General features: G+C 72.2%; 12 protein-coding genes. 6 read left to right on the forward strand and 6 right to left on the reverse strand.

What is annotated here, in order from left to right:
* Positions 1–2: 2 nt before the first annotated feature.
* The 3 genes from CFRA_RS07755 to CFRA_RS07765 all read right to left on the reverse strand — a co-directional run bounded on the left by CFRA_RS07755 (position 3) and on the right by CFRA_RS07765 (position 2,781).
* A complete protein-coding gene (locus CFRA_RS07755; protein ID WP_083666903.1) occupies positions 3–1,277 on the reverse strand; it encodes a hydrogenase small subunit in 1,275 nt (424 codons plus the stop codon).
* A 263-nt stretch (positions 1,278–1,540) separates the two neighbouring features.
* Positions 1,541–2,371, reverse strand: coding sequence for a hydrogenase nickel incorporation protein HypB (hypB, locus tag CFRA_RS07760; protein WP_075664174.1), 831 nt, complete (start codon positions 2,369–2,371; stop codon positions 1,541–1,543).
* A gap of 80 nt (positions 2,372–2,451) precedes the next feature.
* Positions 2,452–2,781 carry a hydrogenase maturation nickel metallochaperone HypA/HybF gene (locus tag CFRA_RS07765; protein ID WP_075664175.1) on the reverse strand — a complete coding sequence of 110 codons (330 nt, stop codon included), beginning with the start codon at positions 2,779–2,781 and terminating at the stop codon, positions 2,452–2,454.
* Positions 2,782–2,842: 61 nt separating this feature from the next.
* Here CFRA_RS07765 and hypF point away from each other — a divergent pair, with 61 nt between their 5' ends.
* Positions 2,843–5,347, forward strand: coding sequence for a carbamoyltransferase HypF (gene hypF, locus CFRA_RS07770; protein ID WP_075664176.1), 2,505 nt, complete (start codon positions 2,843–2,845; stop codon positions 5,345–5,347).
* 136 nt (positions 5,348–5,483) lie between these two features.
* Here the strand turns inward: hypF and hypE are convergent, their stop codons facing one another.
* Positions 5,484–6,599, reverse strand: coding sequence for a hydrogenase expression/formation protein HypE (hypE, locus tag CFRA_RS07775; RefSeq protein WP_075664177.1), 1,116 nt, complete (start codon positions 6,597–6,599; stop codon positions 5,484–5,486).
* Between the two features lie 83 nt (positions 6,600–6,682).
* Here hypE and CFRA_RS07780 point away from each other — a divergent pair, with 83 nt between their 5' ends.
* The 3 genes from CFRA_RS07780 (at position 6,683) to treZ (ending at position 10,541) form a co-directional block, all read left to right on the forward strand.
* Positions 6,683–6,952: a HypC/HybG/HupF family hydrogenase formation chaperone gene (locus CFRA_RS07780; protein WP_075664178.1), complete on the forward strand. Its 270-nt coding sequence runs from the start codon at positions 6,683–6,685 to the stop codon at positions 6,950–6,952.
* Between the two features lie 212 nt (positions 6,953–7,164).
* Positions 7,165–8,310: a hydrogenase formation protein HypD gene (hypD, locus tag CFRA_RS07785; RefSeq protein ID WP_075664179.1), complete on the forward strand. Its 1,146-nt coding sequence runs from the start codon at positions 7,165–7,167 to the stop codon at positions 8,308–8,310.
* A gap of 245 nt (positions 8,311–8,555) precedes the next feature.
* Complete coding sequence (gene treZ, locus CFRA_RS07790; protein ID WP_075664180.1) at positions 8,556–10,541, forward strand: malto-oligosyltrehalose trehalohydrolase; 1,986 nt, start codon at positions 8,556–8,558, stop codon at positions 10,539–10,541.
* A gap of 111 nt (positions 10,542–10,652) precedes the next feature.
* Here the strand turns inward: treZ and ilvA are convergent, their stop codons facing one another.
* A complete protein-coding gene (ilvA, locus tag CFRA_RS07795; RefSeq protein ID WP_075664181.1) occupies positions 10,653–11,948 on the reverse strand; it encodes a threonine ammonia-lyase IlvA in 1,296 nt (431 codons plus the stop codon).
* 233 nt (positions 11,949–12,181) lie between these two features.
* Here ilvA and CFRA_RS07800 point away from each other — a divergent pair, with 233 nt between their 5' ends.
* Positions 12,182–12,781 carry a hypothetical protein gene (locus CFRA_RS07800; protein WP_075664182.1) on the forward strand — a complete coding sequence of 200 codons (600 nt, stop codon included), beginning with the start codon at positions 12,182–12,184 and terminating at the stop codon, positions 12,779–12,781.
* Positions 12,782–13,022: 241 nt separating this feature from the next.
* On the opposite strand, the gene CFRA_RS07805 is transcribed toward CFRA_RS07800, so the two are convergent.
* Positions 13,023–14,222 carry a cobalamin-independent methionine synthase II family protein gene (locus tag CFRA_RS07805; RefSeq protein ID WP_075664183.1) on the reverse strand — a complete coding sequence of 400 codons (1,200 nt, stop codon included), beginning with the start codon at positions 14,220–14,222 and terminating at the stop codon, positions 13,023–13,025.
* Positions 14,223–14,455: 233 nt separating this feature from the next.
* On the opposite strand from CFRA_RS07805, the gene phoA reads away from it, so the two are divergent.
* A complete protein-coding gene (phoA, locus tag CFRA_RS07810; RefSeq protein WP_083666905.1) occupies positions 14,456–16,054 on the forward strand; it encodes an alkaline phosphatase in 1,599 nt (532 codons plus the stop codon).
* The last annotated feature ends 259 nt before the right edge of the window (positions 16,055–16,313 follow it).

Here is a 16,313-nt window from a genome sequence, read left to right on the forward strand (position 1 = left end):
CTCTACTTCGCGCCGTCGCTGCCGGGGCCGGTCACACCGTCGGGTCCGCCCACGCCGTGGGCGCCGGAACCGCCCGCGTCGGGCGACGCGGCGTCGTCAATCGTGTTCGCCGTCGCACCGGCGGGCTGTTTCCCGTTCTCCTCGCCGAAGGCGGCGAGCAGCTCGACCTCGCCGGACTCGCGGCGCACGCCGATGGACTTGAAGGCGGTGATCGCGCCGTGGACGGCCACGCCCGCGCCGGCGACGCCGAGCAGGCCCAGGCCGACCTTCTCCGCGGAGGCCTCGACACCGAGGCCCGGGATATTCGGCAGCACCTCGTAGAACGGGGTGAACTTGTCGAAGAAGTCCTTCTCGGTGCAGCCGATGCACGGGTGGCCGGCGCCGATGGGCCAGCTGGTCTTCATGTTCCACTGCACGATCGGGCAGGGCGCGTAGGTGGACGGGCCCTTGCAGCCGACCTCGTAGAGGCACCAGCCGTTGCGGGCGCCCTCGTCGTCGAAGGCGCGGACGAACTGGCCGGCGTCGAAGTGCGGGCGGCGCTCGCAGGAGTCGTGGATGCGCTGGTCGTAGGCGAACTTCGGGCGGCCCTGGCTGTCGACCTCCGGCGGCCGGCCGTAGGTGAGCAGGTAGGTGATGGTCGCGGTGATGACCTCGCCGATCGGCGGGCAGCCGGCGACCTGGATGACGGGCTTGTCCTTGATGATCTGGTCCACTCCGACGGCACCCGAGGGGTTCGGGTTGGCGGCCTGGACCGAGCCCCACACGGCGCAGGCCCCCACGGCGAGCACCACGGTGGCGTTCTCGGCGGCGTCGAGCAGGATCTGCTCGGCGGACTTGCCGGCGATCGTGCAGTAGGCGCCGTTCTCCTTGGTGGGCACCGAGCCGTTGACCACCAGGATGTGCGGCTCCTTGAACATGTCGTAGAGCGCCTCGTCGGCCGCGGTGCCGGCGGCGGCCATGATCAGCTCGTTGTAGTTCATGGACAGCTGGTTGAGCACCAGGTCCTCGACGGTCGACGAGCCCGAGCGCAGCAGGGACTCCATGCAGCCGGTGCACTCCTGCAGCTGCAGCCAGGCGACCAGCGGCTTGTCGGCGCCGCCGAGGGCCTCGGCGATCTTGTCCGTCTCCTCCTCATTGGCGTAGGCCGGGTCCGGGCGGCCCACCGCGAACAGCCCCGCCATGGCGGCGCACAGCTGCATGAAGTTGCGGCGCTTCACCCCCTGCCGCTCCAGGTTCTCCAGCAGGGTTCCGCCCCGCCACACGTGTGCAAGATCCATGATGTTGCGAACCTCATTCTGTTGTGGGGAAACCGCGGTGAGACCGCCCGCCCCCGAACAGGGGGTGCGGTAACCGCACATACACAAACCCAGGTTATCAGCGTTGATAGGTTCTGACAGAACCGAAGATACGCAGTTTGGGCTGGGTGTCCTAAGAAACTGCGGTCAGCGACCCGGCCCGGGAGCGCCGGGTCCGGGCCGGTGTGGCCGGGGCCCGGTCCGGAGCCCGCCCGGGTGCCGCCCGGCCCCCCCCCGGTCCGTGGCTACTGCGCCAGGCGCGGGTCGAGCCAGGCGAGCCACTCGTCGACGCCCTCGCCGGTGCGCGCCGAGCACTCGATGACCTGCACGCCCGGGTTGACCTTCTCCAGGTTGGCCCGGAAGAGCTCCATGTCGAAGTCCAGGTGCGGCATGAGATCCATCTTGTTGACCACGACGACCTCCACGGAGCGGAACATCACCGGGTACTTGACCGGCTTGTCCTCGCCCTCGGTCACGGAGGCGATCATGGCGCGGCGGTGGGCGCCGACCTCGAACTCCGCCGGGCAGACCAAGTTGCCCACGTTCTCGACCAGCACCAGGTCGAGGGTGGACAAATCCAGGCCCTCGAGGGCGTGGGCGACCATGGGCGCGTCCAGGTGGCACTCGCCGCCGAAGCCGGCACCGGTGTTGAGCAGGGAGACCTGGGCGCCGAAGCCGCCGAGCTTCTCGGCGTCGATGTCGGTCTCGATGTCGCCCTCGATCACGCCGACGCGCAGGCGGTCCTGGGCCGCGGCCAGGGTGTGGCGCAGCAGGGTCGTCTTGCCCGCGCCCGGCGAGCTCATCAGATTCACGCAGGTCACCGAGTTGTCGTCGAAGGCCTTGCGGTTGGCGGCGGCCAGCCGGTCGTTCTCCGAGAAGATGTCCTCGAGCACGTCGATGCGCTCGCGGCCGGTCTCGTAGCCGGAGTGGTCGCCGACGTCGCGGTGGTCGTCGTGGTGGACGATCACGTCGTGGTCGTGGTCGTGGGTGTGATCGTGAGCGTGGCCGTGGTCATGGCCGTGGTCGTGGTGGTGCTCGTGCACGGTGCCGTCGGCGTGGCGGTGGAAACGTCCCATGGAAAACATCCCTCCCGGGCGCGGGGCGCCCAAAGACCTCTGAGTTGGCAGTCCCCGCCGGTGACGTCTTCGCAGGGGTCTCAGGCGACCTCGATGTCCACGACGGTGAACTCTTCCCCGCCCACGATAGTGGTCTTCGCGGGGCACTCCGGGCAGGTCAGGTCGAGCTGCCCGGTCACCTCGGTGACGTGCCCGTTGGCGCACTCGATGACCAGCGGGATCCACTCGACCTCGAGCTCGGCGTCGGCCAGGTCGGTGCCGTCGATGACGAAGCCCCAGGCCCAGCGCAGGGTCTCGGGCACGACCTGCCGCAGGGCGCCGATTTTCAGGTGCACGCCGGTGACCCGGCGCCCGCCCGCGGCGCGGCGGACCACCCCCGCCAGCTGGTTGCTCAACGCGACTTCATGCACGCCCCAGACCCTATCGGCCGTCCCCGGGTGCGGGTGCACGCCCCGGCTAGGCTCGGGGACCATGGCCCAGATCATCCGCGTCCGCACCCTGGTCACCGGCGTCGTGCAGGGGGTGGGCTTCCGCCCGCACATCGCGCGCACGGCGGCGCGCCACCCGGTCACGGGACTGGTGGGCAACGACGACCGCGAGGTCTTCATCGAGGCCCAGGGCACGCGTGAGGCGGTCCACGCCTTCCTCGACGAGGCGCTCGGGGCACTACCCCCCTTGGCCAAGATCACAGGCCGGCGTGAGACCCCGGTCTCCCCCGTTGAGGGGGAGGAGATCTTCCGCATCGTGGCGTCCGAGCGGACCGCCGGCGAGCGCACGCTCATCCCCCCGGACTCGGCGACGTGCCCGGACTGTCTGGCCGAGCTGCACGACCCCGCCGACCGCCGCTACCACCACCCGTTCATCACGTGCACCAACTGCGGGCCGCGCTACTCGATCATCACGGACCTGCCCTACGACCGGCCGAACACGACGATGGCGAGATTCGAGATGTGCCCGCGCTGCGCGGCCGAGTACGCCGACCCGCTCGACCGCCGCTTCCACGCCCAGCCGGTCGCCTGCCCGGACTGCGGACCGACGATGTGGCTGGAGCGCGACGGGGTCCGCCGCGACGGCGACCCGGACGAGCTGTTCGACCTCGCCCGCGCCGAGCTCGACCGCGGCGGCGTGCTGGCGGTCAAGGGCATCGGCGGCTTCCACCTGCTCGCCGACGCCCGCAACCCCGCGGCGGTCGCCTTGCTGCGCGAGCGCAAGCACCGCCCGGACAAGCCCTTCGCCGTGATGGCCCCGCGCCCCGAGGAGGTCGCCGGCTTCACCGACGCCGAGCTCGAGCTCGTCCACTCGCCGGCCGCACCCATCGTCATCGGCCGCGACCTGGGCGCGCTGGCCCCCGGTGTGGCCCCGCGCCTGGGCGAGGTCGGCGTGATGCGTCCCTACTCCCCGCTGCACGAGCTGCTGGTCGACCGCCCCGTCATCGCGACCTCCGGCAACGTGCCCGGCGAGCCGGTCTGCCACACCAACGACGCCGCGCGCGCGAAGCTTTCCCGCCTGGTCGACCTCTTCGTCCTGCACGACCGCCCCATCCACCTGCCCGTCGAGGACTCCGTCTTCCGCGGCACCCGCCCCGTGCGCCGCGGGCGTGGGTTCGCCCCGTTGCCGCTCACCCTGCCGCTTGACGACGCCGCGCCGGCCGACGTCGCGTGCGTGCTCGCCGTGGGCGGGGAGTTGAAGAACGCCTTCACGCTCGCCGTGGGCGAGCGCGCGAACGTGGCCGGTCACCTGGGCGACATGGCCTCGCTGGCCGGGCGGCGGGCCTTCGACGCCTCGACGGCGGACATGCTGACCATGCAGCGGGCCGCCCCGACGGCGGTGGCCTGCGACCTGCACCCGGGCTACTCGACCCGGGCGCGGGCGGAGCGCTTCGCCGAGGAGCACGACGTGCCGCTGATCGGCGTGCAGCACCACCACGCGCACGCGCGCTCGCTGCTGGCCGAGCACGGGGTGACCGGCCCGGCGGTGGTCGCCGTGGTCGACGGCACCGGCTTCGGCACGGACGCCACGGTGTGGGGCGGCGAGGTGCTCTCGGTCGACGCGGGCGGGCCGGACTGGTCGCGCGCCTGGCACCTGCCGGTCTTCCGGATGGCCGGCGGCGACAAGGCGGTGCGCAACCCGTGGCGGCTGGCCCGCGGGCTCGTCGCGGCGCTGGCCGGCGGTACCGGTGTCGGCGCCGGTGACGGCGCCGAGGTATGTGACGCCGGCGGAGCGGGTGACGCGGGCGGAACGGACGGCGCGGACGGCACGGACGGCACGGCAGGCACGGCCCGCAGGCGCCTGGCCGCCGCGGTCGCGGAGGCCGACTGCTTCGCCGGGGTCGACGCCGCCGAGCTGCGGCTGGTCGACTCGCAGCTGGCCTCGGGCACGGGGACGGTGGAGTGCTCCTCGGCGGGCCGGCTCTTCGACGCCGCGGCGTTCCTCTCGGGCGCGTTCACCGGCCCGGTCACCCACGAGGGCCAGGCGGCCATGGAGTTCGAGGCCCTCGCCCGACAGGCGCACAGCGCGGGGGCCGCGGAGGACGGCGTCACGCGGCCCGGCGCCGAGCCGGCGGAGCCCGGCGCGCCCCAAGCGACCGGGAACCAGGCAGACGCACCGGCCCACTCCCCTGCCCGCGCAGACCGCACGCCCGACGACGACCGCGAGGCCGTCGCCGCGCTGCTCGCGGCGGTGGCCGGACGCTCCACGCCCGTCGCCGAACGCGCCCGGGCCTTCCACCGGGGTCTCGCGGAGCTCTTCGCCGCGCGTCTTGCGGCCGCGGCCGAGAAGGCCGGCACGCGCGTCGTCGGTGTGACCGGAGGCTGCGCACTCAACCGGCTCTTCGTCGGCAACCTCGCCGCCGCCCTCTCCGCCCGCGGCCTCGAGCTCCTCGAGCACCGCACGGTGCCCGCCAACGACGGCGGGCTCGCACTGGGCCAGGCGGCCGCCGCCCGCGCCGGCGTGGACGACTTCGCCCGCCTCAGCTGACGTGCCACCGGGCGCGGCACCCCGCCGCGCCGCACGAAACCGCGCACCGGCGCGCACCGCGGGCGTCGGCAATCACGCCGCCGGACGCCGCACGGCACCGCGCACCGGCGCGCACCGCGGGCGTCGTCAAGCACAATCAGCAGATGCGCGGCAGCGGGTCGCCGGCGAGCTTGTCCACCATGCGCGCGCCGCCGAAGCCGGTGACCAGCACCACGGAGGCGGCGGGCTCCTCGACGATGCGGCCGACCAGGCGGGCCTCGGGCGCACCGGCGGCGCGCACGGCCTCGACGGCGGCGTCGGCGGAGTCCTTCGGCACCACCGCCAGGAAGGTGCCCTCGTTGGCGACGTAGAGCGGGTCGATGCCCAGCACGTCGCAGGCGGCGCGCGTCATGTCGCGCACCGGGATGGCCTCGTCCTCGAAGGCGACGCCCAGGCCGGTGGCGTCGGCCAGCTCGTTGGCCACGGTGGCCACGCCGCCGCGGGTGGCGTCGCGCATCCAGCGGGTGTCGGGCACGGCCTCGAGGAGCGCGGCGGTCAGCTTGTTGACCGCGCGGGTGTCGGAGGCGATCGGCGCGTCCAGGGCGAGGTCGCCGCGCGCCATCATCACGGCCATGCCGTGGTCCGCGATCGGGCCGGACAGCAGGATCCGGTCACCGACCTGCACCTTGCCGAAGCCGGTGTCGCGCCCCGCCGGGATCACGCCCACGCCCGCGGTGGTGATGTAGAGGTGGTCGGCGGCCCCGCGCGGGACGACCTTCGTGTCACCGGTGGCGATGGTCACGCCGGCCTCGGCGGCGGCGTCGCGCACGGCCTCGGCCACGCGGCGCAGCGTGGCGACCTCGAGGCCCTCCTCGAGGATGAAGGACACCGAGATCAGCTTCGGGTCCGCGCCGGCGACCGAGAGGTCGTTGACGGTGCCGTTGACGGCGAGCTCACCGATGGAGCCGCCGGGGAACTCGATGGGGTTGACCACGTAGGAGTCGGTGGTGAAGGCGAGCTTGGCGCCCTCGGCCTGCGCGTCGGCCAGAAGGCCCGGCAGGTCCACGACCGCGGAGTCGCCGCCCTGGTCGAGCAGCTCGTTGCCGTAGACGTCGAAGAACAGCCGGTCCAGCAGCGTGGTCGACTGCTTGCCGCCCGCGCCGTGGGACAGCGTGATGTGGTCGTCCTTCAGCCGGCCGGGGTGACGCCGCACCCGCGCGATGTTGTCGTTGACGCGCTCCTCGTCCTGGTTGATGCGGTTTTTCGGTTCCACGCTTACTCACGGCCTTTCTCGGGAGATAACGGGGTTCGGTGTTAGGCTCGACGGTAGTCCAGAAAACCTTGAGGAGGTTGCACATGTGCCTCGGAGTGCCCGCTCAGATCGTCGAGATGAAGGACCCCGGCCGCGCCACCGTCACCATCGGCGGCGTCAACCGCGTCATCTCCACTGATCTGCTCGTCGACGAGGGCCTCGACGTCGGCGAATGGGTGCTCGTCCACGTCGGCTTCGCCCTGAGCAAGATCGACGAGGACGAGGCGACGACGACGCTGCAGCAGATCCGGCAGCTCGGCGCCAACACCTACGAGGACGAGCTCGACTCGTTCTCGACATCCAGAATCGACTGACCCCGCGGGCCGGACCCTCCATCCGGCCCGCTTTCCGACGTCGCGCCCCTCCCCGTCGCCGCCCCGCACCCGTGGTGCGTGGCCGGCGCCCCGGGGTCCGACGCCCCGCGGCGCGATATGCGCCGCAGGCCCTGCCCCCCCGCCGGGCGGCCCCGCGCCCCGGCGCCCCACCGTTTCCCGTTTCCGCCCCTTTCCAGGAAGGTGCACTGCAAGTGAAGTTCGTCGACGAGTTCCGCGACCCGGCCGCGGCGCGCGCCCTGCTCAAGCGCATCGAGCACGACGCGGCCAAGCTGGACCGCCCGATCAAGATCATGGAGATCTGCGGCGGCCACACCCACACCATCTACCGCTACGGGCTGGAGAACCTCCTGCCCGACAACATCGACCTGGTCCACGGGCCGGGCTGCCCGGTCTGCGTGATCCCGATGGGCCGCGTCGACGACGCGCTGTGGCTGGCCCGCCAGGACGACGTCATGCTGACCACCTTCGGCGACATGATGCGCGTGCCGGGTTCCGACGAGTCGCTGCTGCAGGCCCGCGCCCGCGGCTGCGACGTGCGCTTCGTCTACTCGCCGCTGGACGCGCTGAAGCTGGCCCAGGAGAACCCGGACCGCAAGGTCGTCTACTTCGCCGTCGGCTTCGAGACGACCGCGCCGTCGACTGCCGTCACGCTGCGCACCGCCAAGGCGCGCGGGGTGAAGAACTTCTCGGTGTTCTCCAACCACGTCACCATCGAGCCGCCGCTGCGCGCGATCGCCGACGGCGGCGAGACCGAGGTCGACGCCTTCATTGGGCCCGGCCACGTGGCCACCATCGTGGGCACGAAGGCCTTCGACTTTTTGGCCGAGGAGTTCAACCTGCCGGTCGCGGTGGCCGGCTTCGAGCCGCTGGACATCCTGCAGTCGGTGGCCATGCTGCTCGAGCAGTTCGTCTCCGGGCAGGTCGCCCGCGGCGAGGCCAGCGTGGGCAACCAGTACTCGCGCGTGGTCACCGGCCAGGGCAACGTCGCCGCCCAGCGCCTCTTCGACGAGGTCTTCACCGTGCGCGACTCCTTCGAGTGGCGCGGTCTGGGCTGGCTGCCGAACTCGGGCTTCGGCATCTCCGAGGCCTACGCCGACTTCGACGCCGAGCGCATCTTCGACGTCCCGGACGACCGCGTGGCCGACCCGGTCGCCTGCGAGTGCGGCTCCGTGCTCACCGGGCGCATCAAGCCCTGGCAGTGCAAGGTCTTCGGCACCGCGTGCACGCCGGACACCCCGATCGGCACTTGCATGGTCTCGCCCGAGGGCGCCTGCGCGGCGTACTACAACTTCGGCCGCATCGACAAGGCCGCCACCGCCGCCCTGGCCAACAGCTGATCCGGGCTGCCGGGCCGGCGGCCCCGGGACGGCACCTCGCGCCGCCCGCGCCCGGACCGGCCTACGCAGACGGGGTGGGCCTCGGCGTGTCCGGGCCTCGCGCCGCCCGCGCCCGGACCGGCCTACGCAGACCGGGTGGGCCTCGGCGTTTCCGGGCCCGGACCGACCCCGGTCCGCCGCACTTTCCCGCCCGGCGTCCCCGCGCCCGCCACACCCGGCGGGCGCGGTCTTTTAGGGTGGAGCCCATGAGCCGCCCCACCGCACCCGACCGCCACCCGATCTTCTCCGTCTGGGCCCCGGACGCCGACCGCGTCCGGCTGGTCCTCGACGACCCCGACGGCGAGCGCGTGGAGCTCGAGCGCGCCGCCGGCGACTGGTTCGTCCCGCCGGCCGACGCGCCCGCGCCGACCCCGGGGCGCCGCTACGCCTTCCAGGTCGCCACCGAGCCGGCCGGTGCCGAGGACGCCGCGGACCCGGCCTCCCCCGCCGCCGCGGAGTCCACGCCGGCGCCCGCCACCGCCCCGGCCGACGCCGTAGCACCCGAGCCCGAGTGGTCCATCCTGCTGCCGGACCCGCGCTCGCGCCGCCAGCCCGACGGCGTGCACGGCTTCTCCGAGGTCGTGGCCGCCGACTTCGACTGGACCGACGACGCCTGGACCGGCCGCCCGCTGCCCGGCCAGGTGCTCTACGAGCTGCATGTCGGCGCCTTCACCGCCGACGGCACCTTCGACGCGGCCGTCGGAAAGCTCGCGCACCTGCGCGAGCTGGGGGTCACCGCGGTGGAGCTGATGCCCGTCCAGCCCTTCGGCGGCGAGCGCAACTGGGGCTACGACCCGGTCAGCTGGTTCGCCGTCCACGAGGCCTACGGTGGGCCGGCGGGACTGAAGGCCTTCGTCGACGCCGCGCACGCCGAGGGCGTCGCGGTGGTCATGGACCTGGTGTTCAACCACTTCGGCCCCGACGGCAACTACACCGGCTTCTTCGGGCCCTACACCACGGGCGCGGCGACCGACTGGGGCGACGTGGTCAACCTGATGGGCCCGGGCTCAGACGAGGTGCGCCGCTTCATCCTCGACGCCACCCGCCAGTGGCTCGAGGAGTTCCACGTCGACGGCGTGCGCCTGGACGCGGTGCACTCGCTCGACGACCGGGGCGCGGTCTCCGTGCTGGAGCAGATCGCCGACGTCGCGCGCGACGTCGCCGCGCGCACCGGCGTGCCGCGCTGCGTCATCGCCGAGAGCGACCTCAACGACCCGCGCCTGATCACCCCGGTCGAGGACCTCGGCTACGGGCTCGACGCGCAGTGGCTCGACGACGTCCACCACTGCCTGCACACGCTGACCGAGGGCGAGCAGTACGGCTACTACCGCGACTACGGGCGCGTGGGCGACCTGGCGCGCACGCTGAGCGAGGCGTACCGCTTCACCGGCGACTACTCGCTGCACCGCGGGCGCTCGCACGGCCGCGGCTTCGACCGCACGCGAATGCCCGGGGCGCGCTTCGTCACCTACACCACCACCCACGACCAGACGGGCAACCGGGCGGCCGGCGACCGCGCCGCCGAGCGCATCACCCCGACGCAGCACCTGCTCAAGTGCGCGTTCGTCTACCTCTCGGAGTTCACGCCGATGATCTTCATGGGCGAGGAGTTCGGCGCGCGCCAGCCCTTCCCCTTCTTCGCCTCGCACACCGACCCGGGGCTGCTCGAGGCCACGCGCACCGGCCGGATGCGCGAGTTCGCCTCCTCGGGCTGGGACCCGGACACGATCGCCGACCCGGCCGCCGAGGAGACGTTCGCCTCGGCGAAGCTGGACTGGGAGCTTGACGGCGCCCAGCGGGGCATCGTCGCCGCCGTGCGCGAGCTGCTGCGGCTGCGACGCGAGCTCGGCTGCGCCTCGGGCGTGCTTTCCGACGTGCGCGTCGACCACGCCGTGACGGCCACCGTGCGGCTTGCGGGCGACGCGACCGCTGCCGGCGCAGGCGCCGGTTCGGGCGCGGGTGCCGGGGCTGCCGTCGACGCTGCGCCCGAGGCCGTGGCCCTGGAGCACGGGTGGGTGGCCATGCACCGCACCGCGCCGGACGGGCGCGAGTGGACGCTCGTGGGCAACTTCTCCCCCGAACCGGTCACGGTGCCCTTCGGCGGCGAGCTGCGCTACTCCTTCACCGAGCCCGAGGTCGGCGCGGAGGAGACCCGGCTCGGACCCTGGGAGTTCGCGGTCCTGCTGCGCTGAGGGCGGTGGCGCCTCGCGAGCTCGGCGCCGCCGCCTCCCCCGGGGAGCTCCTCGACCAAGCGCTGGTTCGAGCCCGGTCGGGGGACGGTCATTCCTCCCCGGTGGCGTTCCTCAGATGAGGAAGGAGTACTCCGGGGTGCCCGGGTGGAGCTGCCGGCAGTCGATCGGGGACTCGTCCATGCGCTCGAGCAGGCCCTCCAGATCGGAGGCGCGGCCCAGCTCCAGGCCGACGAGCGCGGCGCCGGTGTCGCGGTTGTTGCGCTTGAGGTACTCGAAGCGGGTGATGTCGTCGTCCGGGCCGAGGATCTCGTTGAGGAAGTGGCGCAGCTGGCCGGGCTCCTGCGGGAAGTTGACCAGGAAGTAGTGGCGCAGTCCGCGGTGCACCAGCGAGCGCTCCATGACCTCGTTGTAGCGCAGGACGTCGTTGTTGCCGCCGGAGATGATGCAGACCACGGTCGCGCCCGGGGCGACGTCGACGGTCTTGAGGGCGGCCACCGACAGCGCGCCGGCGGGCTCGGCGATGATGCCCTCGTTCTGGTAGAGGTCCAGCATCTCGGTGCACACCGCACCCTCGGAGACGTCGGTGACGTGCACGCGGGAGAGGTTGCGCTCGACGATGCCGAAGTTGATGTCGCCGATGCGCTTGACGGCCGCACCGTCGACGAAGGGGTCGACGGCCTCGAGGGTGACCGGGTGGCCGGCGGCCAGGGCCGCGGTCAGGCTGGCCGCCCCGGAGGGCTCGACGGCGACGACGCCGGTGCGCGGCGACATGTCGGCCAGGTAGCTGGTCACGCCCGCGAGCAGACCGGCGCCGCCGACCGGCACGTAGATGGTGTCCAGGGTCTTGCCCTGGGCCGAGAGCTGGGAGAGGATCTCCGCGGCGACGGTGCCCTGCCCGATGACGGTGTCGCGGGCGGCGAAGGGCTCGACCACCACGGCGCCGCGCTCGGCGGCGTCGGCACGCGCGGCGTCGGCGGCCTCGTCGAAGTTGTTGCCGGTGACCACCAGCTCCACGGCGTCGCCGCCGTGGACGCGGATCCGGTCGCGCTTCTGCTTCGGCGTCTGGACCGGCACGAAGATCTTGCCGCGGATGCCCAGCGCCTTGCAGGCGTAGGCGACGCCCTGGGCGTGGTTGCCGGCCGAGGCCGCGACGATGCCGGCGCTGCGGTCCTCCGGGCTGAGCTGGCTGACGGCGTTATAGGCGCCGCGGATCTTGTAGCTGCGCACGTCCTGCAGGTCCTCGCGCTTGAGGAAGACCTGGGCGCCCACGGCCTCCGACAGGCGCGGGCAGTACTGCAGCGGGGTCGGGGCGATGACCGCGGAGATGCGCGCCTGGGCCTGCTGAATGTCGGCCGCGTGGACGGGGTCGAAGGCCGGGGTCTCGTCAGTGGTGCGCGTCTCAGTCATGGAGGAGATTCTAACCGCGCCCCCGCGCACGGGGGTCGCAGGCCCACCTTTAGTTCCCGGGGGAGCGTTTCCGGGGGAATGATCTTTCCTGTTTATGGCTTAGGAGAACCCTGGTAGGGTGCTTCTCCGGAACCAGCCCCCGGCGGAGCCGCCCGCGTGCCCCGCGGACCGAGCCGGACCCCGAGTCACCGCGAAAGCCGGCGACCACGACACCTTCGAGAGGAACCACCACCGTGAAGAACTTCCGCCGCCGCACCGGCCTCGCGCTGGCCACCGCCGCCGTGACCGCCTGCTCGCTGCTCAGCCCCGTCGCCGCCACCGCGCAGAGCTCCGCCGAGGAGACCGCCTCCACGACGACCGCCGCCACCTCTACCACCTCGGAGCCGGGCGACCCGGCCGACGGCGCCACCTCCTCCGGAGAGAACGGCAAGCCGGCCGGTGATCCGACCCCGACCAACAGCCCCGAGCCCCCGGCCCCGGGCGACAGCTCCTCCAACTCCAGCTCCTCGGAGACCGCTTTCGAGGCGAACCCGGAGTTCAAGGCGTTCTGCGATGCAACTCAGGGAATGTCTGATGAGGAGTTCGCCGCCTCGGAATTCGCCGGGAAGTCGGTCACGATCAACGGCAACGCCTACAAGGGTGAGTCGGCCCGGAAGGTGTGCGAGAACGGCGACATGAAGAACTGGATCTTCCCCTCGCCCGAGTTCGACAAGGGCCTCGGCATCTTCAACGCCGTCCTCGCCGTCCTGACCGCGGTGGCCGGCGTCGTCGGGTTCATCTTCAAGCTGAACCCGAACCTGATCAACGACATCAAGGGCGCCCTGAAGATCTAGGACACCCCGGAGGCCGTCGGCCCGGACCGACGGCCCACAGACACACAGAAGGCGCGGAGCGAAACGCTCCGCGCCTTTCTGCTGTGCGGATCAGCCGTCATGCCCGGGGCACGCCCGTCCAAGCCGTGGACAGGCATCACCGGCGCGAAGCCGCAGCCTCGCGCCGCCCCGCCCAGCCCAGCACCCGAGCGCGGCGGAACGCGCCCGGGCGACCGACGGGACGTCGGCAATTGACGGGCTTCTAGAGCTCCTCGGAGGCGATGCGCGCGCCCTCGACCAGGGACTCCAGCTTCGCCCAGGCGATCTGGCGGTGCAGGCGCCCGCCCAGGCCGCAGTCGGTGGAGGCGACGACGCGCTCCGGGCCGACGAGCTCGGCGAACTGCAGGATGCGGTCGGCGACCAGGCGCGGGTGCTCGACGGCGTTCATCGAGTGCGAGACGACACCCGGGTAGATCAGGGTGTTCTCGGGCAGCTCGTGGTCCTGCCAGACGCGCCACTCGTGGGCGTGGCGCGGCGAGGCGCCCTCGAAGGAGTAGCCGCCGACCTTCGCGCGCAGGATCTCGTCGATGATGTCCGCGAACGGCACGTCGGTGGTGTGCGGGCCGTGCCAGGAGCCCCAGCAGATGTGCAGGCGGGTCTGCTCGACGGGCAGGCCGGCCAGGGCGTCGTTGATGGCGTCGATGCGGATGCGCAGCCAGGCGCGGTAGTCCTCGACGGACGGCTCCGGGTTGATCTGGTCCCAGGCCTCGGCCAGGTCCGGCGCGTCGAGCTGCACGGTGAAGCCGGCGTCGGTGATGGCCTTGTACTCCTCGTGCAGGGCGGCCGCGCAGGCGTTGACCACGGCGGTATCGTCGCCGTAGTGCTCGTCCTTCAGGCGCGCGGCGGCACCCGGGGAGATCGCGGCGATGAAGCCGGCCTGGGCACCGGCGGCGTCGACGGCGTGGCGCAGCAGGGAGGTGTCGCGGGCGACCTCGTCGCCGCCGGCGTAGGTGATCTCACCGGTGAACTTGGGGTTGCCCACCTTGGCACGGCCGGTGAAGATGCCGGAGTCCGGGTCGGCGTAGGCCTCGCTGAAGCGGGCGCGGTCGCGGCGGTCGGCGAAGCTGGTCAGCTTGATGTTGCCCGGGGTGGAGCGCACGACGTCCTGGTTGGCCCAGCGGTCCTCCTCGGTCATGGTCAGACCGCCGAGGCGGGAGAAGATGTAGTTCCACCAGGCTCCGTAGTCGACGGCGCCGGAGGTGATGTGGCCGTACTCGCCGTCGTTGACGATGTCGATGCCCAGCTCGACCTGGCGGGCGACGACCTCGTCGACGGAGGCCTGCAGGATCTCCTGGAACTCCTCGTCGCCGATCTCGCCGGCGTGGCGGCGGTTGTTCGCCTCCAGCAGCTGCGGGGTGCGCGGCAGCGAGCCGACGTGGGTGGTGCGGATGCGCGTGGTCAAGGGCGAGTTCCTCTCCGTTTCGGGTGCGGGCGATTTCCGACGTCCCGGTGGGCGCCGTGAGTGCCGCAGGTTACGCAGCCACAGTGTAGCCGCGAAGTTCACTGGCTTTTCAATTTACTTTCAGTAAGCGTTCACAGCGGGGGTTCACCGTGTAATGAGGCAGAAGACCGGGTGCACCCGTTGCACCCAGCCCGTGCCGAGACCTCCAGAATCTGAATCGAACGGGAGCACAAGTGAAGCACAAGACCCTGCGCACGACCCTCGCCGGCCTGTCGGCCGCCGCCCTGGCCGTGACCCTGACCGCCTGCGCGGACGACTCCGGGTCCGAGGGGAGCACGGACGCCTCCGGCGCCCAGGTCGCGGACACCCGCGAGGGCGAGGCCGGTGAGCTGCTCGCCGACCGTTCCGCCGACGGCGACATCGCCACCCACGGCGGCGCCCGCCGCATCGACGGCGACCAGGCCGCCATGCTGCAGAAGGCGATCGAGAAGTCGGACGCCAAGAACGTCATCCTGCTCATCGGCGACGGCATGGGCGACTCCGAGATCACCGTGGCCCGCAACTACGCCGAGGGCGCCGGCGGCGACTTCGCCGGCATCGACACCCTGCCCGTGACCGGCCAGTACACCCACTACTCGCTGAACAAGGACGACAAGACGCCGAACTACGTCACCGACTCGGCGGCCTCCGGCTCCGCGTGGGCGACCGGCACCAAGACCTTCAACGGCGCCATCTCCGTCGACGCCGACAACAACCCGCAGGCCAACCTGCTCGAGATCGCCAAGGCCAACGGCCTGGCCACCGGCGACGTCTCCACCGCCGAGATCCAGGACGCCACCCCGGCCGTCCAGCTGGCCCACGTGGAGAAGCGCAAGTGCTACGGCCCGGAGGACGCCGACAAGTGCGGCGACGACCTGCTGGACAAGGGCGGCCGCGGCTCGATCTCCGAGCAGATGCTCAACACCCGCGCCGACGTCGTGCTCGGCGGCGGCTCCGAGAGCTTCGACCAGAAGGCCAAGGCCGGCGAGTGGGAGGGCAAGACCCTCCGCGAGCAGGCCGAGGAGCGCGGCTACCAGCTGCCGACCAACGCCGAGGAGCTCGACAAGATCACCGAGGCCAACCAGGACTCCCCGGTGCTGGGCCTGTTCTCCGAGGGCAACATGCCCGTGCGCTGGGAGGGCCCGAAGGCCGAGAAGGAGGGCTACCTCGACGAGGCCGCCAAGTGCACCGACAACCCGGAGCGCACCGACGACATCCCGAAGCTGGCCGACATGACCTCCAAGGCCATCGACCTGCTCAAGGGCAACGAGAACGGCTTCTTCCTGCAGGTCGAGGGCGCCAGCATCGACAAGCAGGACCACGCCGCCAACCCCTGCGGCCAGATCGGTGAGACCGTCGACCTCGACGAGGCCGTGCAGGAGGCCCTGAACTTCGCGGCCGAGGACGGCGAGACCCTCGTCGTCGTCACCGCCGACCACGCGCACACCAGCCAGGTCATCGGCAACGTCTCCGACGAGGACATCAAGGAGATGGCCGAGGAGTCCGGCAAGTCCGAGGAGGAGGTCCGCGCCGCGGTCTACCCGGGCCTGTCACGCAAGCTCGTCACCAAGGACGGCGCCGAGATGACCGTCGGCTACGCCACCAGCGAGAACCTGGACGTCACCGACCAGTCGCACACCGGCGCGCAGCTGCGCATCGCCGCCTTCGGCCCCGGTGCCGCGAACGTGACCGGCCTGACCGACCAGACCGACCTCTTCTTCACGGTGCGCGACGCGCTGGGCCTCGACGAGGCGAAGTTCGACGTCAACGCCGAGCCCGACACCAGCAAGTAGGCACGTAAGCACGGGTCGCTGCGGGGTACCGCGGGCGGGAGCCTGGCGCCGCCGCGCGCGGAGGCCGGGAGCCGCCGTGGGCACCGGGCCCGGGGCCGGCAGCGCACCACCGGCCCGGCAGCGCCCAGCGCCCGGGGCCGGCAACGCCCTGCTCCCCGCCCCCGATCCACCGGCCCACGCCTCTCCAAGCTTGAGAGCCTGAAAGCCTGAGAGCCCGGAAGCGGGCGCCCCACCCGGGGCGCCCGCTTCTTGTTGTCCC

This window comes from Corynebacterium frankenforstense DSM 45800, assembly GCF_001941485.1.
GTDB lineage: Bacteria > Actinomycetota > Actinomycetes > Mycobacteriales > Mycobacteriaceae > Corynebacterium > Corynebacterium frankenforstense.